Source organism: Methylobacterium sp. J-043 (assembly GCF_022829505.1).
GTDB lineage: Bacteria > Pseudomonadota > Alphaproteobacteria > Rhizobiales > Beijerinckiaceae > Methylobacterium > Methylobacterium extorquens_A.
The window spans coordinates 62926-86487 of sequence record NZ_JAKSYB010000045.1; the positions used below are offsets into that span (position 1 = coordinate 62926).

At 68.6% G+C, this 23562-nt stretch carries 20 protein-coding genes; 9 read left to right on the forward strand and 11 right to left on the reverse strand.

Going from position 1 to position 23562, the window contains the following annotated elements; genetic code table 11:
• Window positions 1-7: 7 nt before the first annotated feature.
• The 4 genes from MKK50_RS11770 to MKK50_RS11785 all read left to right on the forward strand — a co-directional run bounded on the left by MKK50_RS11770 (window position 8) and on the right by MKK50_RS11785 (window position 5652).
• Window positions 8-1300 (forward strand): ATP-binding protein, encoded by a 1293-nt coding sequence (locus MKK50_RS11770; RefSeq protein WP_499022439.1) that lies wholly within the window; start codon window positions 8-10, stop codon window positions 1298-1300.
• A 195-nt stretch (window positions 1301-1495) separates the two neighbouring features.
• Window positions 1496-3994, forward strand: a complete 2499-nt coding sequence (locus MKK50_RS11775) for a heavy metal translocating P-type ATPase (protein ID WP_499022441.1) — start codon at window positions 1496-1498, stop codon at window positions 3992-3994.
• Window positions 3991-4407 (forward strand): Cu(I)-responsive transcriptional regulator, encoded by a 417-nt coding sequence (cueR, locus tag MKK50_RS11780; protein ID WP_499022443.1) that lies wholly within the window; start codon window positions 3991-3993, stop codon window positions 4405-4407. Before MKK50_RS11775 ends, cueR begins: the two co-directional genes overlap by 4 nt.
• 63 nt (window positions 4408-4470) lie before the next feature.
• Window positions 4471-5652: a M20 aminoacylase family protein gene (locus MKK50_RS11785; RefSeq protein ID WP_499022445.1), complete on the forward strand. Its 1182-nt coding sequence runs from the start codon at window positions 4471-4473 to the stop codon at window positions 5650-5652.
• A 153-nt stretch (window positions 5653-5805) separates the two neighbouring features.
• Here the strand turns inward: MKK50_RS11785 and MKK50_RS11790 are convergent, their stop codons facing one another.
• From MKK50_RS11790 to rimP, 7 genes are all read right to left on the reverse strand, one after another.
• The gene (locus MKK50_RS11790) at window positions 5806-7485 is read right to left on the reverse strand and encodes a methyl-accepting chemotaxis protein (protein WP_499022447.1); all 1680 of its coding nucleotides are present in this window, start codon (window positions 7483-7485) and stop codon (window positions 5806-5808) included.
• Window positions 7486-7648: 163 nt separating this feature from the next.
• The gene (gene truB, locus MKK50_RS11795) at window positions 7649-8674 is read right to left on the reverse strand and encodes a tRNA pseudouridine(55) synthase TruB (RefSeq protein ID WP_499022449.1); all 1026 of its coding nucleotides are present in this window, start codon (window positions 8672-8674) and stop codon (window positions 7649-7651) included.
• A 206-nt stretch (window positions 8675-8880) separates the two neighbouring features.
• Entirely contained in the window at window positions 8881-9318 is a 438-nt protein-coding gene (gene rbfA, locus MKK50_RS11800; protein ID WP_253371909.1) for a 30S ribosome-binding factor RbfA, read from the reverse strand.
• Between the two features lie 102 nt (window positions 9319-9420).
• Complete coding sequence (gene infB, locus MKK50_RS11805; protein WP_499022451.1) at window positions 9421-12387, reverse strand: translation initiation factor IF-2; 2967 nt, start codon at window positions 12385-12387, stop codon at window positions 9421-9423.
• A gap of 64 nt (window positions 12388-12451) precedes the next feature.
• Window positions 12452-13195 (reverse strand): RNA-binding protein, encoded by a 744-nt coding sequence (locus MKK50_RS11810; RefSeq protein WP_499022729.1) that lies wholly within the window; start codon window positions 13193-13195, stop codon window positions 12452-12454.
• Window positions 13196-13224: 29 nt separating this feature from the next.
• Complete coding sequence (gene nusA, locus MKK50_RS11815; RefSeq protein WP_253371905.1) at window positions 13225-14862, reverse strand: transcription termination factor NusA; 1638 nt, start codon at window positions 14860-14862, stop codon at window positions 13225-13227.
• Between the two features lie 112 nt (window positions 14863-14974).
• Entirely contained in the window at window positions 14975-15730 is a 756-nt protein-coding gene (gene rimP / locus MKK50_RS11820; protein ID WP_499022453.1) for a ribosome maturation factor RimP, read from the reverse strand.
• Between the two features lie 310 nt (window positions 15731-16040).
• Between rimP and MKK50_RS11825 the strand changes: the two genes are divergently transcribed.
• Window positions 16041-16652, forward strand: a complete 612-nt coding sequence (locus tag MKK50_RS11825) for a CatB-related O-acetyltransferase (RefSeq protein WP_499022730.1) — start codon at window positions 16041-16043, stop codon at window positions 16650-16652.
• A gap of 306 nt (window positions 16653-16958) precedes the next feature.
• Here MKK50_RS11825 and MKK50_RS11830 read toward each other — a convergent pair whose 3' ends face one another.
• The gene (locus tag MKK50_RS11830; protein ID WP_253371896.1) at window positions 16959-17993 is read right to left on the reverse strand and encodes an aspartate-semialdehyde dehydrogenase; all 1035 of its coding nucleotides are present in this window, start codon (window positions 17991-17993) and stop codon (window positions 16959-16961) included.
• Window positions 17994-18363: 370 nt separating this feature from the next.
• Here MKK50_RS11830 and MKK50_RS11835 point away from each other — a divergent pair, with 370 nt between their 5' ends.
• Window positions 18364-19233: a hypothetical protein gene (locus tag MKK50_RS11835; RefSeq protein ID WP_499022456.1), complete on the forward strand. Its 870-nt coding sequence runs from the start codon at window positions 18364-18366 to the stop codon at window positions 19231-19233.
• 113 nt (window positions 19234-19346) lie between these two features.
• Window positions 19347-19760, forward strand: a complete 414-nt coding sequence (locus MKK50_RS11840) for a hypothetical protein (RefSeq protein ID WP_253371893.1) — start codon at window positions 19347-19349, stop codon at window positions 19758-19760.
• A 65-nt stretch (window positions 19761-19825) separates the two neighbouring features.
• Here MKK50_RS11840 and speG read toward each other — a convergent pair whose 3' ends face one another.
• The 3 genes from speG to zigA form a co-directional block, all read right to left on the reverse strand.
• Entirely contained in the window at window positions 19826-20374 is a 549-nt protein-coding gene (gene speG, locus MKK50_RS11845) for a spermidine N1-acetyltransferase (protein WP_060770138.1), read from the reverse strand.
• A gap of 83 nt (window positions 20375-20457) precedes the next feature.
• On the reverse strand, window positions 20458-20751 hold the full coding sequence (locus tag MKK50_RS11850) for a hypothetical protein (protein ID WP_253374055.1): 294 nt from the start codon (window positions 20749-20751) through the stop codon (window positions 20458-20460).
• Between the two features lie 17 nt (window positions 20752-20768).
• A complete protein-coding gene (zigA, locus tag MKK50_RS11855) occupies window positions 20769-21989 on the reverse strand; it encodes a zinc metallochaperone GTPase ZigA (RefSeq protein WP_499022458.1) in 1221 nt (406 codons plus the stop codon).
• A 226-nt stretch (window positions 21990-22215) separates the two neighbouring features.
• On the opposite strand from zigA, the gene MKK50_RS11860 reads away from it, so the two are divergent.
• Both MKK50_RS11860 and MKK50_RS11865 read left to right on the forward strand, forming a co-directional pair.
• Complete coding sequence (locus MKK50_RS11860; protein ID WP_499022460.1) at window positions 22216-22842, forward strand: TetR/AcrR family transcriptional regulator; 627 nt, start codon at window positions 22216-22218, stop codon at window positions 22840-22842.
• Between the two features lie 76 nt (window positions 22843-22918).
• Complete coding sequence (locus MKK50_RS11865) at window positions 22919-23398, forward strand: DUF2852 domain-containing protein (RefSeq protein ID WP_499022461.1); 480 nt, start codon at window positions 22919-22921, stop codon at window positions 23396-23398.
• The last annotated feature ends 164 nt before the right edge of the window (window positions 23399-23562 follow it).

Consider the following 23562-nt stretch of genomic DNA (forward strand, 5'->3'; position numbering starts at 1 on the left):
GCCCGGCATGTCGAGCAATCCGGCCCGCCCCCTGTGGCTCGGCGTCACCCTGGCCGTGGCCGTGATAGTGTTCGCGGAAGCGGTCGGCGGTACGGTCGATGCCGCCCTGATCATCTCCGCCAGCCTTGCCCTTCTCGTCGGCGGGATTCTCGGGCGCCGCGGGCAGGGGCCGGTTCTCCAGCAGTCCGAGGCGGGTCCGCCGCGCCGCCACACCATCGCCGAAGCGCTGCTGGCGAACATCCCCGACCCCGTGATCCTGGTCGATCGCCGGGTGGTGGTGATGGAGGCCAACCCGGCCGCCCGGCGGCTCCTGCCGGGGCTGAAGCTGCGCCACCCGCTCTCCTTCTCCCTGCGTGCGCCCGATGTGCTCGATGGCATCGAGGAGGTGCTGCGCACCGGCTCGGCCGTGCGGACCGAGTACGCGACCCGTGTGCCGACCGAGCGCGCCTTCGAGGTGCAGATCGGCGCCCTGCCGATGTCCGATATGCCCGGCGGCAGCGAGGCCAACGTCGTGCTGTTCCTGCGCGACCTCACCGAGGCGCGCCGCCTGGAAGCGATGCGGGTCGATTTCGTCGCCAATGCCAGCCACGAGTTGCGCACGCCGCTCGCGGCCCTTCTCGGCTTCATCGAAACTCTACAGGGGCCCGCCCGAGACGATGCCCGCGCCCGCGAGCAGTTCCTCGGCATCATGCAGACCCAGGCCCAGCGCATGACCGGGCTGATCGACGACCTGCTCTCGCTCTCGCGCATCGAGCTGCACGAGCACGTCGTGCCGACCCAGATGGTCGATTTCGGCCGCATCGCCCGCCAGATGGTCGACATGCAGGCGCCGCTCGCCCTCAAGCGCGGCGTCGCGTTGAGCGTCGAGCGGCCCGACCTTCCGCTTCCGGTGCTCGGGGATCGCAACGAGTTGCTGCGCGTCATCGAGAATCTCGTCGAGAACGCGGTGAAGTATGGCGGCAGCGGCGGCATGGTCGTCGTATCGCTCCACCGCGTCGAGGGATTGGACGGGCGCGGGGCCCGGATCGAGCTGCGGGTGCGCGACCAGGGGCCGGGCATCGCCGCCGAGCATATCCCGCGGCTGACCGAGCGCTTCTACCGCGTCGATACGGCGTCGAGCCGGCAGCAGGGCGGAACCGGTCTCGGGCTTGCCATCGTCAAGCACACGCTCAATCGCCACCGGGGCAAGCTCATCATCGAGAGCGAACCAGGGCATGGCACCACGGTGCGGGTGAGCCTGCCGGAGCATCGGCCCGACGCCGAGGGGGCGATGCCGGACGAACTGCCCGTACGGGATTGACGGCAGGGGAACGGTGCGCGCTCGGCCCCGTTTGCGGGGAGGAGCCCTTCGATGCCGTGCCGGCCACGAGGGCATCGGCCGACGCGCAAGACGTGCCGAAAGATATGGGGAAGCATAGGCGCTTTCAGTGCCCTGAGAGCCTGGGACGCCCCGGCCCTTGACCTTCCCATGATGGGAAGGCCTATCTGAGCTGGCATGGAAACGATTCTCGAACCCCAGACCATGCAGACCGCGCCGGCCGGTGCGCAGAGGCCGTCCCGCCTGACCTTGCCGGTCGAGGGCATGAGTTGCGCCTCCTGCGTCGGACGCGTCGAGCGGTCGCTCCACGCACTGCCCGGCGTGACCGACGTCGCCGTCAATCTCGCTACCGGCCGCGCCGACCTCGCCCTACCCGCTGGCATGCCGCCCTCGCGGGCGGTCGAGGCGATCCGCGACGCCGGCTACGACGTGCCGGAATCCGTCTCCGCCGTCACCGTCGAGGGGATGAGCTGCGCCTCCTGTGTCGGTCGCGTGGAGCGCGCCCTCATGGTGCTTCCCGGCGCTGCCTCGGCGAGCGTGAATCTCGCCACGGGCCGGGCGGAGTTGCGCCACGCCGCCGGCACCGTCTCCATCGGCGATGTCGAAGCGGCAGTGCGGCAGGCTGGCTACGAGGCGCACGCGCTCGGTGCGACTGCGGATGCTTCGCACGCGGATCGGCAGGAGCGGGAGGCGGCCGCACTCCGCCGCGACCTGATCGTTGCCGCCATGCTGTCGGCCCCCGTCGTCGTTCTCGACATGGGGAGTCATCTGATGCCGGGCTTTCACCATGCGGTGACGGGTGTGCTCGGCGCAGGCGGCTTCGCCTGGATGCAGGCGGTGCTCGGGACCTTGGTCCTGGCCGGGCCCGGACGGCGCTTCTTCCGCATCGGTGTGCCGAACCTGCTGCGCGGCCATCCCGACATGAACGCTCTCGTCGCGCTCGGCGCCGGTGCGGCCTATCTCTTCTCGCTGGTCTCGACCGTCGCCCCGTGGTGGCTGCCGGCCGGTTCGGCGCATCTCTACTTCGAGGCGAGCGTCCTCATCGTCACGCTGATCCTGCTCGGGCGCACCCTGGAGGCCCGTGCCAAGGGCCGGGCCGGCGCGGCGATCGCGCGGCTGATCGACCTGTCGCCCACGACGGCGCGGCGGGTAGAGGGGGCGGGCGAGCGCGAGGTGCCGGCTGCCGATCTCAGGATCGGCGACCGGGTGCGCGTGCGCCCCGGCGAGCGCGTACCGGCGGACGGCGTCGTCGCGTCGGGCGCTTCCTTCGTCGATGAGAGCATGATGACCGGCGAGCCGGTGCCGGTCGAGAAGGGCAGGGGCGCCCGCATCGTCGGCGGCACCCTCAACACCACCGGCAGCTTCGACTTCACCGTGGACCGTATCGGCGCCGACACCGCACTGGCGCGGATCGTGCGGATGGTCGAGGAGGCGCAAGGCGGTAAGCTGCCAATCCAGGCGCGGCTGGACCAGGTCACCCTCTGGTTCGTACCCGCCGTCATCGCCATTGCGCTGCTGACCTTTCTGGCCTGGCTCGCGTTCGGGCCTGCTCCGTCGCTCGGTCATGCCCTGGTCGCGGCGATCTCCGTGCTTATCATCGCCTGCCCCTGCGCCATGGGGCTGGCGACGCCGGTCTCGATCATGGTCGGCACCGGGCGGGCGGCGGAGCGGGGCGTGCTGTTCCGCCAGGGCGCCGCACTCCAGGCGCTGCGGGACGCCCGCGTCATCGCCCTCGACAAGACCGGCACGCTGACCGAGGGCCGTCCGCGTCTGACCGATCTCGTCACCACCCCCGGCTTCTCCCAAGAGAGCGTGCTGGCCCTCGCAGGCGCCGTCGAGGCGCGCTCCGAACATCCGGTCGCCCGCGCCATCGCCGCGGCGGCGCGCGAGGCCGGGGCACTGCCCGAGGCTGAAGCATTCGAGGCAGTACCGGGTCATGGCGTCTCGGCCCGGGTCGAGGCACAGGCGGTGGCACTCGGCAACCGCTGCTACATGGAACGGCTCGGCGTCGCAACCGCTGCGTCCGAAAGCGAGGCGGCCTGTTTCGCTCAGGAGGGGAAGAGCCCGATCTTCGTCGCCGTGGACGGACGCCTCGCGGCCCTGGTCGCGGTGGCCGATCCGGTCAAGCCGGAGGCGCGCGCGGCACTCGATGCCCTGCGCGCCCGCGGCCTCACCGTAGCGATGCTGACGGGGGATGCCCGCCCCACCGCCGAGGCGGTCGCCCGGTCGCTCGGCATCACCGGAGTCGAGGCCGAGGTGCTGCCCGAGGGCAAGGTCGCGGCCCTGCGCCGCTTGCGCAAGGCCCACGGATCGGTCGCCTTCGTCGGCGACGGCATCAACGATGCGCCAGCTCTCGCCGAGGCCGATATCGGCATCGCCATCGGTACGGGCACCGACATTGCGGTGGAGAGCGCCGACGTCGTGCTGATGTCCGGCGCGCTTACCGGGCTGGTCGAGGCGGTGGTCCTGTCGCGGGCGACGCTGGCCAATATTCGCCAGAACCTGTTCTGGGCGTTCGCCTATAACGCGGCGCTGATCCCCGTCGCCGCCGGTGGGCTCGCGGCGTTCGGCGGTCCGCAGCTCTCGCCGGTGCTCGCGGCCGGGGCGATGGCGCTCTCCAGCGTGTTCGTCGTCGGCAACGCGCTACGCCTCAGGCGGGCGGGGGGCAGCGTATGAGCGCGCCCACCGTCACCATCGGCGAGGCGGCCCGCGCCAGCGGTGTCTCGGCCAAGATGATCCGCTACTACGAGGAGACGGGCCTGCTCGGCCCCGCGGGGCGGACCGCCGCCGACTATCGCGTCTACAGCGAGTCCGACCTGCACGCGCTGCGCTTCGTGCGCCGCGCCCGCGACCTTGGTTTCTCGATGCGGGAGATCGCCGATCTCCTGGCGCTCTGGCACGACCGCTCCCGCGCCAGCGGGGCGGTCAAGGCGGTGGCGCTCGACCATGTCGCCGACCTGCGCCGCCGCATCGGCACGTTGGAGGCGATGGCCCGCACCCTCGAACATCTGGCCGAGCGCTGCTGCGGCGATGACCGGCCGGACTGCCCCATCCTCGACGATCTGGCGGGAGGAGCCGACGACCGGTGAGGCTTGGCCGTTGACCCGGTGTTGGCCTTCTGCTTGCTGGGATCTTCCGGAAAGGTTGGATCCATGCCCGTCATCGACCGCATCGTCGATCTCTCGGAGGAGATCACCGCCTGGCGGCACGATCTCCACGCCCATCCGGAGCTTCAATACGACGTCCACCGCACCGCCGGTTTCGTGGCGGACAAGCTGCGCGCCTTCGGCTGCGACGAGGTCATCACCGGCATCGGCCGCACCGGCGTGGTCGGGGTGATCCGCGGGCGGGCACACGGCTCGAACCGCGCGATCGGCCTGCGCGCCGACATGGACGCGCTGCCGATCCAGGAGATCCGCGACCTTCCCTACCGCTCGATCGCGCCGGGCAAGATGCACGCCTGCGGCCATGACGGGCACACCGCCATGCTGCTGGGTGCTGCGAAGTACTTGGCCGAGACCCGTGACTTCGACGGCCGCGCGGTGCTGATTTTCCAGCCGGCCGAGGAGGGCGGCGGCGGCGGCGAGGCGATGGTGCAGGACGGGATGATGGAGCGCTTCGGCGTCGAGTCGGTCTACGGCCTGCACAACGTGCCCGATCAGCCGCTCGGCACCTTCGCGATCCGGCCCGGCCCGATCATGGCCTCCACCGACCGCTTTACGATTCTGATCGAGGGCAGGGGCGGGCACGCGGCCCTTCCGCAGGCGGCGGTCGACACGGTGCTGGTCGGGAGCCATATCGTCGTCGCCCTGCAATCCATCGTTGCCCGCAACATCGATCCGCTCGATTCGGGCGTCGTCTCCGTCTGCGCGGTCGACGCGGGCGAGGCGTTCAACGTGCTGCCGCAGACGGCGGAGCTGCGCGGCACCATGCGGGCTCTGACGCCGGCCGTGCGCGACCTGATGCGCGTGCGGCTCGCGGCGATTGCGGAGAATGTCGCCGTCGCCTTCGGCGCGCGGGCGAGCATCGATTTCGCCAGCGGCTACCCGGCGACCGAGAATCACCCGGCCGAGACCGACTTCATGGCCGATGTCGCCGCGCAGGTCGTGGGCGAGGATCAGGTGGTGCGCGATGTCGCTCCGATGATGGCGGCCGAGGATTTCTCCTACATGCTGGCCCACCGGCCCGGCGCCTACATCTTCATGGGCAACGGCCCCTCCGCCGGCCTCCATCACCCGGAATACGACTTCAATGACGCCGCTATCCCCTACGGCGCCTCGCTCTGGGCCCGGATCATCGAGACAGGGCTGCCGGCCCAGGGGCCGCTGGCCTGAGTGATACGGCTTCCGGACGATCGCATCGGGTTTGGCCCGGCTCCGTCATCGCGAGGCGAAGCCGAAGGGATCCAGGGCGCGCCTTCCCCGGATCTTGCGGAGCCCCGGATTGCTTGCGCCGCGCCCCGCAAGGGCGGGCGGATCCGGGAGCGATCAAGAGGCGTGCACCCGCGCCAGGAACGTCCCGATCGCAACTTGCAGCGCGGCGCTGCCGTCACCGACCCGCTCGGCACCGGAGCGGACTTCGTCGGAACGCTCCTCGTTGGACGCGGCCGCGGCGCGGACCTCCCCAATACTCTGCGACACCGTGCGGGCATCGGCTGCGGCCCCGGCGATGGCACAGGCGATCTCGTGGCTGGCCTGCCCCTGCTGCTCGGCCGCCGCCGCGACTTCGGCGGCGATGAGGCTGAGCTGCGCGATCGTTTGCCCGATCTCCTCGATGGCGCCGCCCGTGCCGCCCGCGGCCTGCTGGATCGCCGCGATCTGGGCCGCGATACGGTCGGTCGCCGTCGCGGTCTGGCCGGCCAGGGCCTTCACCTCGCCGGCCACCACCGCGAAGCCGCGACCGGCCTCACCCGCGCGGGCGGCTTCGATCGTGGCGTTCAGGGCAAGGAGGTTGGTTTGTTCAGCCACCGTGCGAATGAGCGTGACCACCGCACCGACCTCGTCCGCCGCCCGCGACAGGGTCGCCACCGTCGTCTCCAGCCCGCGGGCATCGGTGAGCGCCGTTTCGGCGATACGGCTCGCGTGGCGGACGCGCTCGCCGATGCTCCGGGCCGAGCCCGAGAGTTCCTCGGCGGCACCCGCAATGCTGTCTACCACGCCCGCCGACTGATCCGAGGCGCCCGCGACCTCCGCCGCGCGAAGGGTGGTGTCGCCCGCGGTCTCGCGGAGTCGGTCGGCGGCGGCGCGCATCGCCTGCGCCGAGCCGGCGAGGTCGGCCACCGCCCGTCGTGTCTCGTCCTCGAAGTCCTGCGTCGCCGCAGCGAGACGCACGCCACGGGCGCCGTCCTGCGACAGCCGCTCGCGAGCCGCCTCGTCGAGTCGGCGCTTCTCGATCAGCGCCGCCTGAAACCGGGCGATGGTGCCGGCCATCTCGCCGACCTCGTCGCGCCGCGCCGTGAACGGCACCGTCTCGTCGAGCCGATCGTCGGCGAGCGCCTGCATGGTGGCTTTCAGCCGGTGCAGCGGTCGCTGAATCTGCGTTCGGATGATCCAGAATGCCGCGAGCAAGGCCAGGATGAGGGCCGCCGCCGGAGCGGCAATGAGCGTGATGAAGGCCTTCCGCTGCGCTTGCGCCGCCGCGTCCCGCTGCTCATCCAGGCGCGCGAGCACGTCGCGGCCCAGCGCAGAGATCTCCGCCACCATGCGCTCGCGGTTCTTCACCGTCGCCTCGTCGCTCGCCTGGATCAGGGCGGCGCGCGGCGAGACCGCGAGACCGAGTTCGGCGGTTTCCGTCTGATAGGCGACGAACTCCTTCACCGCGAGGTCGAGACGGCGCCGCTTCTCCGGCGGCAGATGCCCTTCCATCGCGGACAGGAACGGCCCGCGTGCCGCCTCCACGTCACCGAGCGCCGTCTGAAGCGCGGAGAGCCGCGCCTTGGCCTCGTCGGTGTCGGTTGCGGTGTAGACGGCGGTGGCCTGAACCACGGCGTGCTCGATGGCTTGGGCCAGACCTCGGGCCTGGAGCCCGGCATTCCAGAAGGATTCGGTAAGCGCGGCGCGGGCCTGCTCTTGTGAGGCCTGCCTCAGGGCGAAGGCCGAAATCCCCGCCCCGACGAGGCCAAGAAGCCCGACCACCATGGCCAGCTTGAAGCCCAGAGATACGCGCATGGAAAAAGCCCGCCGATCCGTAGAGTCGACGGGCTTCTAGGGAGCGGGCGCTTGCCCCCAGGTTAAATGAAGCCGGCTATTCTCGAATATGTTCGATGAATTGGCCGTGATCATTTTCGATCATCGCGATGCATCGGAGCGATGACGCCGAAAGAACGATCCTTCAGTTTCGCGGTGCTGCCGTTCCACCAAGGTGAAACACTCGGTGCGGCACCAGTTCACCGCGCTCGACGTCACCGACGGCGACGAGCACGCCGCCGCAGGTCGCGTAGGCCTTGCCGCCGATCGGCGCATCCTGCCCACGCAGGATCACCGGCTGACCACGCATCAGGCGGAGTCCCATATCGCGGCTGACCGCGACCGAAGGAACCTCGTCCAAGGCCGTCTCGACCGCGTGGAGATGCATCTCCGTGCTCTCTTCGAGGGCGGCGACGCTGCAGGCGGCCGCCTCCTCGAAGGGGCCGACGCGGGTGCGCCGCAGAGCGGAGACGTGACCGTAGCAGCCGAGCACCCGCCCGAGATCGCGTGCCAGAGCGCGAACATAGGTGCCCTTGCCGCATTCCGCGGCGATCACGGTGCGGTCGCCGTGGTGCTCGATCACTGAGAGGTGATCGATGCGCACCGAGCGGGCCACCAGTTCCACCACCTCGCCGTCGCGGGCGAGATCGTAGGCGCGCTCGCCCTGAATCTTGATGGCGGAGTAGCGCGGCGGCACCTGCTCGATCTCGCCGACGAAGGCCGGTAGAGCCGCTTCCAGCGCCTCGCGGGTCGGACGGACGTCGGAGGTTTCGACCGGGCGCCCCTCGGCGTCGTCGGTGTCGGTCTCGACACCCCAGGTCACCTCGAAACGGTAGGCCTTACGGCCGTCCATCACGAACGGCACCGTCTTCGTCGCTTCGCCGAGCGCGATCGGCAGGATGCCCGATGCCAGCGGATCGAGCGTGCCGGCATGGCCCGCCTTCTTGGCGTTGAACAGGCGCTTCACCACCGCAACGGCCTGGGTCGAGGTGATGCCGACACCCTTGTCGAGCACCACCCAGCCGCTCACGTCGTTCTTCTTCGGCCGGTCATGGCGCGGACGGCCGCGCTGAGGGCGGCGTCCGCCCCGCGGCGGCCCGTCCCGACGAAGATCGCCCCGCGGCTCCTGCGGCGCTTCACCGGCGCGTTCGGAAGAAATGTCGTCCTGCATCCTGTCCTCGATCGACGGGTTTTCCAGAGCATCGTCCCGACAGGTGGCCACCGGCTGTCGGACAAAACGATGCAAAAACAAAAGCGGGGAGCATCGCCCTGGACCCAATCTCCAGGACGAGGCTCTTGAGCGGCTCAGCCCATCAGAGGGCCGTCACGCGGCCCGTTCGGCGAAGGGGCGGAGCAACGTCAGCCCCCGGATGGTGATCAATCGCGCGAGGGCGAATCCGGTTCGCCCTCGTCGTCTTCGCGAGGCGCACTTTCCAGATCCCGCTGAACCTTCTCGCTTCGCAGGATTTGGTCGATCCGGGCCGCCTCGTCGAAGGTCTCGTCGCGCCGGAAACGCAAGTCGGGCGCGAATTTCAGGTTCACCCGCCGGGCCACTTCCTGGCGGAGGATCTTCTTATGCCGCTCGAGCGCGGCGATCACCGGGGCCTCGTCCTGCCCGCCGAGCGGCATGACGTAGGCGGTGGCCAGCTTGAGGTCCGGCGACATCCGAACCTCGGGAACGGTGACGACATGCGAGTCGAGCACCGGATCCTGAATATCACGACGCTGCAGCACTTCGGCCAGAGCGTGGCGAATGAGTTCGGCCACGCGCTGCTGGCGCTGCGTGGGGCCGGAGGGAGTCTGTTTTTGGGCCATCGGCTGATCGACGTCGCTGAACCATCAGGCGGGTGCCTGGAAACAAAGGGGGCCGCAGCTTTCGCCGCGGCCCCGTAAGGAAGAGCGGTAGGGGAGGGCCGCTCAGAGCGTGCGCTTGATTTCCTCGACGTTGAAGCACTCGATGAAATCGCCCACGCGCATGTCCTGGTAGTTCTGGAAGGACATACCGCACTCGTAGCCGGCCGTGACTTCTTTGGCGTCGTCCTTGAGGCGCTTGAGCTGGGACAGCTTGCCCTCGTGGATCACCACGTCGTTGCGCAGCAGGCGGACATGGGCGCCGCGCTGGACCACACCCTCCATGACCCGGCAACCGGCGATCTTGCCAACCTTCGACACGTCGAAGATCTGCAGGATCTGCGCCTCGCCGAGCTTCTCCTCGCGGAGCGTCGGCGGCAGCATGCCCGACAGCGTGGCTTTGATGTCGTCCACGAGGTCGTAAATGATGCTGTAGTAGCGGATCTCGGTGCCGTCGCGCTCGGCTGCGTTGCGTGCTTCCTTGTGGGCGCGCACGTTGAAGCCGATCACCACCGCCTTCGAGGCGTTGGAAAGCGTGATGTCCGACTCGGTGATGCCGCCGACACCCGAGAGCAGGATGCGAACGCCGACCTCGTCGTTGCCGAGCGCCGTGAGCGCGCCGTTGATGGCCTCGACCGAACCCTGCACGTCACCCTTGATGATGATCGGCAGCTCCTTGCGGTTGGCGCCTTCCTTGGCCTCGCGCATCATGTCGACGAGCGAGCGGTTGGCACCGCCGGTGCGGGCGTTCAGGCGCTCGCGCTTGATGCGGGCGCGGTACTCGGTGACCTCGCGGGCGCGGGCCTCGTTCGGCACCACGACCACGCGGTCGCCGGCGTCGGGCGTACCGTTGAAGCCGAGCACCTCGACCGGGACCGACGGGCCGGCATAAGGCACGTGCTTACCGGTATCGTCGATGAGGGCGCGGATGCGGCCCCACTCGGCGCCGGCGACGACGATGTCACCGGTGAACAGCGTGCCACGCTGCACAAGCACGGTGGCCACGGGGCCGCGACCACGGTCGAGCTGAGCCTCGATCACGGTGCCTTCGCCGTCGCGCTTTTCGTTGGCGCGCAGGTTCAGGATTTCGGACTGAAGCTGAAGGCCCTCGAGAAGCTCCGGCAGACCGTCGCCGGTCTTGGCGGACACCTCGAACTCGAGGGTCTCACCGCCCATCGACTCCACTTGGATGTCGTGCTGCAGGAGCTCGGTGCGCACCCGCTGCGGGTTCGCATCGGGCTTATCGATCTTGTTGATGGCGATGATCATCGGGACGCCCGCCGCCTTGGCGTGCTGAATCGCCTCAACGGTCTGGGGCATCACGCCATCATCGGCCGCCACCACGATCACGACGATGTCCGTCACCTTGGCGCCACGGGCACGCATGGAGGTGAAGGCCGCGTGGCCGGGGGTGTCGATGAAGGTCACGAGATCGCCCGAGGGCGCTGCCACCTGATAGGCACCGATATGCTGGGTGATGCCGCCGGCCTCACCCTCGACGACGTTGGCCGCACGGATCGCGTCGAGCAGCGACGTCTTGCCGTGATCGACGTGACCCATGATCGTGACGACCGGCGGACGCGGATCGAGATCCTCCTCCAGATCCGGCTCGTCGGAGGTCAGACCTTCCTCGACGTCCGACTCGGCGACGCGGCGGACCGTGTGGCCCATCTCTTCGGCGATGAGCTGAGCCGTATCCGAGTCGATCACGTCGGTGATCTTGTGGATCTGGCCCTGCTTCATCAGCAGACGGATGACGTCCACCGCCCGCTCGGACATGCGGTTGGCGAGTTCTTGGATGGTGATCGTCTCAGGAATTGTCACGTCGCGGACGATTTTCTCCTTGGGCTCCTCGTGCCGGTGCCCGCTCATCCGTTGCTGACGGCGGCGGAAGGAGGCCACGGAACGGGTACGCTCTTCCTCGCCCGCTGTTGCGTTGGCGATGGTGAGGCGGCCACGGTTACGGTCGCCGCCCGGCGATTTCGGCGTCTTGGGCGGCGTGATGATCTTGAGCGGCATACCGGGGCGACGAATCACCCGCTTGGTATCCGACTCCTCCTCGGCCGCAGCAGCGCCGGGACGGCCGGCGGGACGCGCAGCGGCACCTTGACCCGCGGGGCGAGCGGCAGTGGTCGGGCTCGGCGCCTTCTCGGGCTCCGGTGCCGGGGCTGGGCGCGCCATGAAGTTCAGGTCGCGCGGCTTCTTGATGTCCGCCGTGATGGTCCGCCGCGGCTCGGCCGGCGGCTGCGGGGTCGGACGGGCCGCCGAAGGACTCGGACGGACACCGGGACGGGCGCCAGTGGCAGCCGGACGCTGCGCCGCAGCGCTCGGTCGCGCCGCCGACGGAGCGGCAGCCGGACGCGCGGGGGCGGGAGCCGGACGAGAGACCGGGGCTGCGGTCGCGGCCGGGGTCGGCGCAGCGGCGGCAACCGGCTCCGGCGCCGCGGGGGCGGCAGCGGCGGGTGGGGCCTCGGCGGCGGGTTGGGCAGCGACGCGCGCAGCCTCTTCCTCGGCGCGGCGACGGGAGTCCTCCGCCGCCTTGCGCCGGAGCTCATCGTCCTGGCGACGCCGCTCATCCTCTTCGCGGCGGCGGGCCTCGGCCGCCTCACGCTCGCGGCGCTCGGCTTCCTCGCGGTCGCGGCGAGCCTGAATTTCGGCCTCGGCGCGCGCACGGGCCTCGGCCTCGCGGCGCTGCGCATCGGCCAGGGCGGCAGCACGGGCATCCCGCTCCTGCTCGCTCAAGGTGCGCAGCACGACGCCGGAGGCACTTCGGCCAGCCGGACGCGCGGCAGGAGCCGGCGCGGGCGCCACGGATGCCGGACGCGGCGGCGGTGCGGTGGGCTCACGGGGCGCGACCGCTCCGGGCGCGGCACCGATCGTACGCCGCTTCACCGTCTCGACCACGACGGACTTCGACCGCCCGTGGGAGAAGCTCTGACGGACCGTGCCCTGCTCGACCGGACGCTTGACCGTCAACGGCTTTGAGGGGGCTCTAGTCTGCGTCTTGTCACCCGGATTGTTCGTATCGCTCATTCAGTCTGAACCCTGAGGGTTTCCATCGTCCCATCGGCCGGCGGCGGGCATGCCCGGCCGAGTGTCATGTCAATTCGTCGTCGTGCGAATCGAAGGCGGTCGCGCCAGCGGCAAGCGGGGCGTCCTCTTCAGACGCCGACGCCATACCCTCGAAGGTGCGGAACCGACGCCAACGCGCGAGATAGCCGGTAGTGCCGGCTCCCGCGATAAGGGCAGCGTGTATCACATGATCCCGGCCCAATGCCATGTCCAATTCGGTGTTGGACAGGTCATCGACAACGGGAATAACCGATATGGCATCGCCGTAGCGCCGTCGCAAGGCAGCCGCGAGCTTGCGCCGACCATCCGGAGCGGCATCGCTGGCATGAATCACCGCCGCGACGCCGACGGCTCCACCGATCGCTGCCTCGACCTTGCCGAAGCCGGTGACGACGCAACCGGCCTTGTTGGCCAGCGCCAGCGCCTGACGCATGTCGGTGCGGAGCCCCTCGGTAACCTGATCGGGGAGATCGGGCGAGACTTTCGCCTCATTGGTCTTGAAGGCACGGTTGAAGGCACGTCGCTTGACCGCGCCTTCGATCGTCGCTCGCGTCGCAGTCACCCACGCGCCGCGACCCGGCAGGCGTGCGCGCAGATCCGGCACGACGGTGGCGTCGGGCCCCAGCACGAAGCGGATCATCGCCGAGGGCGGCTGCGCCTTACGGGTGACGATGCAGGTGCGCACAGGCTCCCGGCCGCGGCCCGGGCCACGGTCGAGATCGGGGCCGGTCTCGGCCGATTCGCCGTCCGTGCCCTCCTGCGCAATCATGTCCTGCACTGTGTCTCCGTTCCTCCGGCTCAAGCCTGCTGCGGTTCGGCCGGCACTTCCTCGGTCGCGTCGCCGTCGAGCGCGTCACCCTCGGCGGCCTCACCCTCCGGCTCCGGCAGCGCGTCGATCCAGCCGGCCTTCAGGCGGGCTTCCATGATGAGCGCCTCGGCCTCGGCCCGCGACAGCTCGAAGCCGTCGAGGTAGCCGGCATGGCGCACGGCCTCGGGGCCGCGGCCCTCGGTGTAGCCGACGAGATCGTCGGTCGCGCAGCCGGCGAGGTCTTCAACGGACTTCACCTCGTTCTCGCCCAGCGCCACCATCATCGCGGTAGTAATGCCGTCGATGTCGCGCAGTTCGTCCTCGACGCCGAGTTCGCGGCGGCGGTCGTCCTGCTCCTGCTCGATGCGGGCGAGGTAATCCTGGGCACGGGCCTGGATCTCGGCACCGGTCTCCTCGTCGAGGCCCTGGATGTTGGAGAGTTCGGCGACATCGACGAAGGCGATTTCCTCGACGTTGCGGAAGCCTTCCGCCGCCAGCAACTGGCCGACCGTCTCGTCCACGTCGAGTGCTTCCATGAACACCTGGGTGCGCTCGGCGAACTCCTTCTGGCGCCGCTCCGACTCCTCGGCCTCGGTCAGGATGTCGATGTCCCAGCCGGTGAGCTGCGAGGCAAGACGCACGTTCTGGCCGCGGCGTCCGATGGCCAGCGAGAGCTGGTCGTCGGGCACCACCACCTCGATGCGGTCGGCCTCCTCATCGAGCACCACCTTGACGACCTCGGCCGGCTGCAGCGCGTTGACGATGAAGGTCGCCTGATCTTCCGACCACGGGATGATGTCGATCTTCTCGCCCTGAAGCTCGCCGACCACCGCCTGGACGCGGGAGCCGCGCATGCCGACGCAGGCGCCGACCGGGTCGATCGAGGAATCGCGGGAGATGACGGCGATCTTGGCGCGCGAGCCGGGGTCACGGGCGACCGCCTTCACCTCGACAATGCCGTCGTAGATCTCCGGCACTTCCTGGCCGAACAGCTTGGCCATGAATTGTGGATGCGAGCGCGAGAGGAAGATCTGCGGGCCACGCACCTCGGAGCGGACGTCGAACAGGTAGGCGCGGATGCGGTCGCCGGGGCGGAAGGTCTCGCGCGGGATCATCTCGTCGCGGCGGACGATGCCCTCGCCGCGGCCGAGATCGACGATGACGTTGCCGTACTCGACGCGCTTGACCACGCCGTTGAGGATCTCGCCGATGCGGTCCTTGTACTCGTCGTACTGGCGGGCACGCTCGGCGTCGCGCACCTTCTGGACGATGACCTGCTTGGCCGACTGCGCGGCGACGCGGCCGAAATCGAACGGCGGCAGGGTATCGGAGATCACGTCGCCGATAAGGGCGCCGGGGTTGTAGCGGCGGGCCTGATCGAGGGTGATCTCGCGGGCGTCGTTCTCGACCTGCTCGACTACGAGGAGGTGGCGGGACAGGCGCAACGCGCCGCTCTTGGTGTCGATCTCGGCGTGGACGTCGGTCTCGGCGCCGTAGCGGGAGCGGGCCGCCTTCGCGATCGCCTCTTCCATCGCCTCAATGACGATCTGGCGGTCGATCACTTTCTCGCGGGCCACGGCCTCGGCGATCTGCAGGAGTTCGAGCCGATTGGCGCTGACGACAGCCATGGGGTCTGGTCCTTCTTCGGTCGTGTCTTCCGCTGCGGGAGCGGGCTTACTCTCAGGGTCGTTTCGCATCGCGACGGCGCCGGGACCGGCTGCCCGAAGCGATGCCGCGGGATCAGTGAAACGTGTCGCGGTTCTTGAGGCGGGCGGCCTTCGTGACGATGCCGCCGCCGGGCTTGGGCTTCTTCGCCTTCACCGGCTTGTCGCCCTTCTTGTCCGCCTTGGGCTTGGGCCGCTTCGGCTGTGGGATGAAGCGAACCTGCGGCGCCTCGTCCTCGGCCTCCGCGTCCTCTACGTCATCGATCTCCTCGCCGTCCTGAGGCGGGGCGGAGCCACGGCGGAGCGATTCGCGAATCAGGTCGTCGGTAAGGACGAGATGCGCCTCGCCGAGATCGCGCAGCGGCACGTCGATGCGGCTCGGAAGGCCCGGCTTCACGTCGGGCAGGTCGATCGGCACCGTGGCGCCGTCCGCACTCGGAACCCCGATGATGCCGCGAAAGCGCTTGCGCCCGTCCATCGGCACGGCAAGTTCGACCTTGGCCTCGTATCCGGCCCAGCGCTCGAAATCGGAAACGCGCACCAGGGGCCGGTCGATCCCGGGCGAGGAGACTTCGAGATAGTAGGCGCCGCCGACCGGATCTTCGAGATCGAGGATCGGCGAGATCGCGCGGCTCACCGCCTCGCACTCATCGACGCCCATCGTGCCGTCGGGCCGCTCGGCCATGATCTGCAGGGTGCAGCCGTTGGTGTTCGAGATCTTCACCCGGACCAGCCGGAAGCCGAGGCCCTCGATCGGTCCCTCGACGATCCGGGCGACGCGCGCGGCGGCGCCGGTCTCGCTGACAAGACGTTTCTCGGTAGGCTCCGCCATGCTGTCGTTTTCCGAAGGTCTCGATCGGGGTTAAGCTTGGCAAATCCGGCGCTGGAGGTGCTCGCGAAAATAAAAAAGAGCGGACCCCGGGGGGCCCACTCCCGCAAGCAGCCTATCGACTGCACCAGAAATGTTGAGCCGTGACTTAACCCCGCTGCGTGGCGAATTCAAGCGCTTCGAGACGTCATCGCACGTTCCGGATGCCGCGCTCCGGCCATCACCGGCTGCGAACACCGGCTCCATCGCACGCGAGAGGAGAGGCACCTTGCCGGCAACCACGATCGGACCGGATCCGGATGCGCTGCACCCGATGGCCGGGCACAGCCGCGTCACCTTCATCCGCAACCTCGACCTGCCGGAGAATGTCGAGGCCGGCGCCTACACCTATTACGACGATCCGGCCGGCCCCCAGGCCTTTCTCGACGCGATTCTCTACCACTTCGCCTTCATCGGCGATCGGCTGGTGATCGGGAAGTTCTGCGCCATCGCCGCGGAGACGCGCTTCCTGATGAACGGCGGCAACCACCGCCTCGACGGCCTCTCGACCTATCCCTTCCCAATCTTCGGCGGCGACTGGGTCGGGCGCTTTGCGGGGGAGCTCGATTTCCCGAGCCGGGGCGACACCGTGATCGGCAACGATGTCTGGCTCGGCTTTCGCAGCACCGTGATGCCGGGCGTGACGATCGGCGACGGCGCGGTGGTCGCAGCCCATGCCGTCGTCACCGCCGACGTGCCGCCCTACGCCATCGTCGCCGGCAACCCTGCGAAGATTGTCCGCCGCCGTTTCTCGGAAGAGGAAGCCGCACGCCTTCAGGCCGTGGCGTGGTGGGATTGGCCGGTAGAGCGCATCACCGCTCACCTGCCCCTGATCGGCGGCGGCGACATCGCCGCACTCGAAGCGGTCGCGTCGGCGGCCCCGTAGGGCACCAGCGGCGGGGCGAGCTGCGCCGGCCCACGCTCGGTGGCCAGGATTGCTGCGATCCAAGCCAGCAGCAGGATGACGAGTGCGACCTCCCGGCAGGAGGGGCGCGGGGTCAGGCGGTCGTCGATTCGGCGGAGGTCGGGCGCGGGCATGTGCCGCCTTTGAGTGCCGATTGTTTCCGCATTATGTGGGAAATTTACCCACTAAATGGCTGGATTATTATCTCGCGCCAGATGATGGGCCCGAACGCAAAACGCCGCCCCAGGGATGGGACGGCGTTTTGCGCGATCAGGACGGATTAGGCGTTCAGGCGGCCTGCTTGGCCTTGTTCAGGAGCTTGCGGTTCACCAGCACCTCGGCGATCTGCACCGCATTCAGAGCCGCACCCTTGCGTAGGTTGTCCGAGACGCACCAGAAGTTCAGGCCGTTCTCGATCGTGGCGTCCTCCCGGATGCGGGAGATGTAGGTGGCGTCCTCGCCCGCCGCCTCATGCGGGGTCATGTAGCCGCCGTTCTCGCGCTTATCGATCACGAGGACGCCCGGCGCCGCGCGCAGGATCTCGGTCGCCTGCTCCGGCGTGATCGGACGCTCGAACTCGACGTTCACCGCCTCGGCATGGCCGATGAAGACCGGCACGCGCACCGCAGTCGCCGTGAGCTTGATCTTGGGATCGAGCATCTTCTTGGTCTCGGCGACCATCTTCCACTCTTCCTTCGTGTAGCCATCCTCCATGAACACATCGATGTGCGGGATGACGTTGAAGGCGATTCGCTTGGTGAACTTCTTCGTCACCACCTCGCCGGCGGTGAACACGGCGCGAGTCTGGCTGAACAGCTCGTCCATCGCTTCCTTTCCGGCGCCGGAAACGGACTGATAGGTCGAGACCACGACGCGCTTGATGGTTGCCGCCTCGTGAAGCGGCTTGAGCGCGACGACGAGCTGCGCGGTCGAGCAGTTCGGGTTGGCGATGATGTTGCGCTTGGTGAAACCGGCGACCGCGTCGGCATTCACCTCCGGCACGATCAGCGGCACGTCGGCGTCGTAGCGGAACGCGGACGAGTTATCGATCACCACGCAGCCCTGTTGGCCGATGCGCGGGCTCCACTCCTTCGAGGTCTCGCCGCCGGCCGACATCAGGCAGATGTCGGTGTCGGAGAAGTCGTAGGTGTCGAGCGTTTTGACCTTGAGAATCTTGTCGCCGAAGGAGACTTCCTGACCCAGGCTCCGGCTGGAGGCCAGCGCCACGACCTCGTCGGCCGGGAAGGCGCGCTCGGCTAGGATGTCGAGTATCTCGCGGCCCACATTGCCCGTGGCTCCGACGACGGCGACCTTGTAACCCATCTCACCAAACTCCGCTGCGCGGGCCGGATGACACCGGACCGCCTCTTCCCGTCGCCGGCGGACGCACCGCTCGGGCCCTTGGTTCGGGAAGATTCCATAGGCTGAGGAACCCGACCCGGTTCATCGCCGAGGTGGGCTCTCGAAGCACCCCGAGCAAGATGCCCGGCGTGCTCACCTGTCAAGGGGCGCGTGCCGCGAGCAGCCGTGCGGTCGTGACAGGACGATGCGAGCGGCAACCCGGCATTCACCATCGGACGAGGAATCCGAGGACAGGCCGTGCTTCCTCAACCCGCTGGTGGCGAGAGCCGGGGCAAAGATCGGGCAACGGCGAGGGCCCCTGCGGCCCCGCGGACCCGACAAAGGCCTGCGCATGCTCCCCCACCCGGACGACGCCTTCGACAGATCGGACGATTCCCAAGATCTGCTTCGCCAAGACTTGCCTCGCCAAGACCTGCCCCGCCCCCGGCCCCTCCGACGCATGCGGCTGGCGGCCAAGCTTGCGGCCAGCGCGGCCCTGATCGCCGGCCTCTCCCTGGTCGCCCGCGACCGGGCCGTTGCGCCCGAGCCGCCACAGGCTTGGAGCGAGCCGCCGCGGGCGGCCGAGGGCGCACGCCGGGCAATGGCCGCGACGGAGCCGCTGCTGACGTTGCGGAACGACGTGGCCGAGTTGCCGCCACAGCCTGGACCGACGCGTTGGAACTCCGGCAATGGGCAGCGTGAGGACAGCGTGAGCCAGGGCGCGTTCGACATCATCGAGGCACCCTATCTCCTCCTCACGGCCACTGATGCGGGCGGGCGGCCCGAGCCCGGTGCCAGCCTGTTCGTGACCTTGGTGCGCCGGGCAGCCGACGGGCGCGGCCTTTCCGTGATCCGTACCGGAGAGCGCGGCATCGTCGGGACTGCCCTCGGCAGTTTCGAGACCGTCGAGACGACGCTGGCGGCGGCGGGCAAGCGCAGTTGTACGGGCTTCCGCAGCCTCGACCTGAAGGCAGTGGCGATCGACGGCTGGCTATGCGGCATCCTCGGGCAGGCGCCGGAGCCGCGCGCCGTCGCCTGTGCCATCGACCGGATCACCCTGGCCGGCCGTGTGACGGCGGCGCTGGGCGCCGATGCCCTCACCGGTGCGAGCGCCTGCCGGACCGAAGAGGCCACCGCGGCGTTGCCGGGCGACAGCACCGGCTCGATCGCCGTCGCCGAGGCGCCAGCGAGAAACAATGCGGCAAAAACGCGGCGAAAATGATCGAGCGTGGCCATATTCCGGGAACAACGGTCACGCCAGAACGTCTACTCTGCAACAAGCGGGATTCTTAACGAACGGCCCGTACGGTCGCCTCTCACACGACAAGGTACGCCATGCGCTTTTCCAAGCTCGCCCTGATGGGCGCCATGACCCTCACCGCGATCGGCTTCGGAACCAGTGCTGAGGCCCAGGGCCCCTACGGTAACCCCGGCTACGTGCGTGTGAGCCAGCCGCTGCCGATCCGCATCAAGCCGCGCTCCTGGCTCGATGCCGGCAACGTGGTCGAGCCCGGCAACGGCTCGGTGGCGAACCCGGCGACCAACCCGGCCCTCATCGCCGCCTCGAACCAGCTCAACCCGCCCTACGGCCGCAGCGACCGTTACGGCGAGGGCTTCCTGCCCGATCCCATCACCAACGGACCGTTCATCGGTGCGCGCTCGACGGCGATCCGCAATGTCGATTTCTCGGCCATCGACGCGATCGACCCGACCTCCTACGTGGCGCGCTACGGCAACCCGTATCGGTAAGACTCACTTATCTTAATGACGGATGGAGCGGGCCCCTTGGGGCCCGTTTTCGTTTTGCGACCGTGTCAGGTCTTGAGCACCGGCTCGGCTACGTCGCCCGCGCCACGTTCGGCGAGATAGTGGGGCTGGAACAGGCACATGCGCACCGCGTCGCGGTAGCGGCCATTGACGAAGAACTCGTCCCTCAGAATGCCCTCCGGGCGGAAGCCGCAGCTTTCATAGATGCCGGCCGCTCGCTTGTTGTCCTTGTCCACATGCAGGTAAAGCTTGTGGATGTTGAGCACTTTGAAAGCGTAATCGATGGCGATGCGGGTGGCGCGCTTGGCGTAGCCCTTCCCCTGATGGTCGGGGTGGATCGCGATCTGAAACTCGCAGCGCCGGTGCAGGTGATTGATTTCCACCAGCTCAACCATGCCCGCGGGTTCGCTGCGCTCCGTGGCGATGATGAAGCGCCGCTCGGTCTGATTGTGGATGTTGCGCTCGTAGAGCTGCGCAAGTTCGGCGAAGGACTCGTAAGCCTCCTCGAACCAGTAGCGCATAATGCTGTCGTTGTTGTTGAGCTGATGCACGAAGAGGAGGTCTTCGCGCTCCAGCGGTCTTAGCTTGATACTCATGTCCGGACTCGGGCCAGGGCGGGATCGGTGATGGCCCCTGGCCTACTCCCACGCCGACCAAGACGGAATGATGAAAGCCGGCTTTAAAGCGCACGAAGCCCGGCCTCCTCCGCAGCCAGCGCTCGGGCGGCGGCCTCATCCAGGTCATCGAGCGGGCCGCGAAAGCGCAAGGCCCGCGTTGGCTCGCCGGCCCGCATCACCAGCACCACCGTCTCGACGTCCGGGCAGCCGGGGTCGGGGCAGGCGATCTCGTTGACCGACAGGGCGTCCGCCTCGCTCAACCCGAATGCCGGATGAAGCAGAGCCTTCGCGCGCGAGGCTGCCTGCGCCAGCCCGGCCGACCGGGCACGCCAATCCTTTAGGCTAACGAAGCCCATCCCGTGCAATCCTCCGCTCAGGCCGCCGCCCTGCGCCACCTTGGGAAGGGATCGGGCAGGTCGCGATACGCCTCCGCATCGAAGCGTCGGACTTCGGCCGGACCGACGAGGCAGGCATCGAGGGCGACGGTGATCGCGTTCCGGTCCATGCCGCGGCCGATGAAGACGAGTTCCTGGCGGCGGTCGCCCCAGACCTCGCTCCAGACTGTGTGAAGCCGCTCCCGGAAAACCTCTTCCTCCGGCCAGCGCTGGCGCGGCACTGCCGCCCACCAGAAACCCATCGCGCCGATATGCGCCACGGCGCCGGCGAGCGAGAATTCACCGACCCATTCGGGCCGGGTCGCGAGCCAGAAGTGCCCCTTCGCCCGGATCAGCCCCGGCCAGGTCGTGTTGGCGAACGCCTGAAACTTCTGCGGGTCGAGCGGCCGGCGCGCCCGGTAGACGAAGGAGCTGATCCCGTACTCCTCGGTCTCCGGCACGTGCTCGTGCGCGCCGTAAAGCTCCTTGAACCAGAGTGGATGTTCCTGCGCCTTCTCCTCGTCGAACAGCCCGGTATCGAGGATGGCGTCTGGCGGCACCTGTCCGTGGGACACCTCGACGATGCGCGCATCCGCGTTGAGCCCCCGCACCACCGAGCGCACGAGGTCGAGGTGATCCGGCGAGACATCGCGCGCCTTGTTGATCACGACGACGTCGGCAAACTCGATCTGCTCCACCAGCAGATCGACCAGAGTGCGGCTGTCGTCGGCCCCCGCGGTCTCGCCGCGCTGGCGCAGGAAGTCGTTCGAGCCGTAATCCTTGAGGAGGTTCACCGCATCGACCACGGTCACCATCGTGTCGAGCCGCGCCACGTCGCTAAGCGCTTCGCCGGCCTCGTCGCGGAAGGAGAAGGTGCTCGCGACCGGCAATGGCTCGGCGATACCGGTGCCCTCGATCAGCAGGTAGTCGAAGCGCCCCTCGGCGGCGAGGCGGCGAACCTCGGCCAGCAGGTCGTCGCGCAGGGTGCAGCAGATGCAGCCGTTGGTCATCTCCACGAGCCGCTCATCCGTGCGCGACAGATCGGCCCCGCCGTCGCGGACGAGGTCGGCATCGATATTCACCTCGCTCATGTCGTTGACGATCACAGCGACGCGCCGACCCTCGCGATTGTTGAGGACGTGGTTGAGCACCGTCGTCTTGCCGGCGCCGAGAAAGCCCGACAGCACGGTGACGGGCAAGCGGGAAGTGGTCTCAGGCATGGTTCGTCCGCTGGAGTGACGTCAGATTTGTTACTTTATAACATTGCAAGATCGCGGCGACGTCAAGCCGAAGCGGCGGAAAAGATGGTCGACTCGTAGACCGTCTCGGGAGAAAAGGCCGGAGCGGTTCCGACGCCGACGAAGTGCGGTCGCGCGTCGGGACCGGTGAGGCTTTTCATCGGTTGCAACCGCACGCAGATCGGTTTGCGCGAAGGAGGGGGATCGGGTGCGACCGTGGCGCGAGGGACCGGGCGACCGGCGCAGCTACCATCACGGCAACCTCAAAGAGGCGCTGATCGAGGCTGCGCGCCGCTTCATCGCCGAGCGAGGGATCGGCGGCTTTACGCTGGTCGACGCGGCCCGCTTGGTCGGCGTGACGCCCGCAGCGCTCTACCGCCATTTCCGTGGGCGTGAGGCCCTGTTGGAGGAAGTGGCGGGCCGCGGCTTCGCCGACCTCGCCGATCGGCTGGCGCGGGCCCTGACAGGCCGCGGAACGCCGCTGGAGCGGTTCACCCGCATGGGCGAGGCCTATCTTGCCTTCGCCGAAGAGGAGCCGGGCTACTACGCGGCAATCTTCGAAGTGCGCGGCCAGGCAGTCCCTGCGCACGCTCCCGAACGGCCAAACCCATTCGACCTTCTCGTCGACGCCCTTCGCGCGACTTTCCCCGACGGTTTCGACGGTGTCGACCCGCGCTTCCTCGCGCTCGAAGTTTGGGCGCTCTCGCACGGCATCGCCACGCTGTCGGCGGCGGGCCAACTGCCGAAGCCCGGACCGGACAAGTACGAATTGCTGCGCGCGGGCGTTCTCGCCCTCGTCCATGGCGCCGGTGAGCGGACGAAGGATAAGGTTTAGTCGCCGCGCCCTTGAAACGCCCGAGGCGGGTCCGCATGTGAATGTTGTTCACATTCACACCCCGGAGTCCTTAGCCGTGAACACGTCCTCCACCTCTCCCTGGTCCTGCGGCGCGTCTCACCGCAGCGGCCCTTTTCCCAAGCGTTCTCTCGAAATCGGCGCGATCGTCGTCGCGTTCGTCTATTGGTGGCCGGTCGCCGTCGCCTACGTCGCCTGGAAGATTGCGGGCTATCCCGCCTTCAGCCAGATGAAGGAGTTCGCCAACAGCGGCAGCTTCAGCTTCGCGGGCGGCGATGGCCGGTCGCGCTTCGCTCGCGCCTTCGAGGCGGCCAAGGGATATTCCGGCACCAGCGCCACGTCCGGCAACTGGGCCTTCGAGGAGTATCGGCGGGCCGAACTGGAGCGCCTTGAGGCACGCCGCCGTGCTCTCCAGGAAGAGAGCCGCGCCTTCACCGATTTCGTGGAGGAACTGAAGCGGGCGAAAGACCGTGAGCAGTTCGATGCCTTCATGGCCAAGCGCCGCTCGGAAGGCGGTGGCCCGACCATCGGCGCCTGATCCGCGAGAGCCGGCTTGCCGGCACAGGCCGATCACGTCGATCTCAGAAAGGGCTCCCCGTCGGCAACGGCGGGGAGCCCTTCGCTTGTCCGGCTCAATCTGTGTGCAGTGCAGCGATTCCGTCACACCGGGCGGTTGCCGCAGGCTGATGACGCCATAACTGC

Excerpts from the sequence above, each read along its gene's own strand:
- zigA (WP_499022458.1), bottom strand. The coding sequence starts at position 21,989 with ATGCCTGAGACCACTTCCCGCTTGCCCGTCACCGTGCTGTCGGGCTTT.
- MKK50_RS11785 (WP_499022445.1), top strand. The coding sequence starts at position 4,471 with ATGCCCGTCATCGACCGCATCGTCGATCTCTCGGAGGAGATCACCGCC.
- MKK50_RS11835 (WP_499022456.1), top strand. The coding sequence starts at position 18,364 with ATGCTCCCCCACCCGGACGACGCCTTCGACAGATCGGACGATTCCCAA.
- MKK50_RS11825 (WP_499022730.1), top strand. The coding sequence starts at position 16,041 with ATGGCCGGGCACAGCCGCGTCACCTTCATCCGCAACCTCGACCTGCCG.
- MKK50_RS11830 (WP_253371896.1), bottom strand. The coding sequence starts at position 17,993 with ATGGGTTACAAGGTCGCCGTCGTCGGAGCCACGGGCAATGTGGGCCGC.
- MKK50_RS11775 (WP_499022441.1), top strand. The coding sequence starts at position 1,496 with ATGGAAACGATTCTCGAACCCCAGACCATGCAGACCGCGCCGGCCGGT.
- MKK50_RS11840 (WP_253371893.1), top strand. The coding sequence starts at position 19,347 with ATGCGCTTTTCCAAGCTCGCCCTGATGGGCGCCATGACCCTCACCGCG.
- truB (WP_499022449.1), bottom strand. The coding sequence starts at position 8,674 with ATGCAGGACGACATTTCTTCCGAACGCGCCGGTGAAGCGCCGCAGGAG.
- MKK50_RS11810 (WP_499022729.1), bottom strand. The coding sequence starts at position 13,195 with ATGATTGCGCAGGAGGGCACGGACGGCGAATCGGCCGAGACCGGCCCC.
- MKK50_RS11790 (WP_499022447.1), bottom strand. The coding sequence starts at position 7,485 with ATGCGCGTATCTCTGGGCTTCAAGCTGGCCATGGTGGTCGGGCTTCTT.
- rbfA (WP_253371909.1), bottom strand. The coding sequence starts at position 9,318 with ATGGCCCAAAAACAGACTCCCTCCGGCCCCACGCAGCGCCAGCAGCGC.
- cueR (WP_499022443.1), top strand. The coding sequence starts at position 3,991 with ATGAGCGCGCCCACCGTCACCATCGGCGAGGCGGCCCGCGCCAGCGGT.
- infB (WP_499022451.1), bottom strand. The coding sequence starts at position 12,387 with ATGAGCGATACGAACAATCCGGGTGACAAGACGCAGACTAGAGCCCCC.
- rimP (WP_499022453.1), bottom strand. The coding sequence starts at position 15,730 with ATGGCGGAGCCTACCGAGAAACGTCTTGTCAGCGAGACCGGCGCCGCC.
- MKK50_RS11850 (WP_253374055.1), bottom strand. The coding sequence starts at position 20,751 with ATGGGCTTCGTTAGCCTAAAGGATTGGCGTGCCCGGTCGGCCGGGCTG.
- MKK50_RS11770 (WP_499022439.1), top strand. The coding sequence starts at position 8 with ATGTCGAGCAATCCGGCCCGCCCCCTGTGGCTCGGCGTCACCCTGGCC.
- nusA (WP_253371905.1), bottom strand. The coding sequence starts at position 14,862 with ATGGCTGTCGTCAGCGCCAATCGGCTCGAACTCCTGCAGATCGCCGAG.
- speG (WP_060770138.1), bottom strand. The coding sequence starts at position 20,374 with ATGAGTATCAAGCTAAGACCGCTGGAGCGCGAAGACCTCCTCTTCGTG.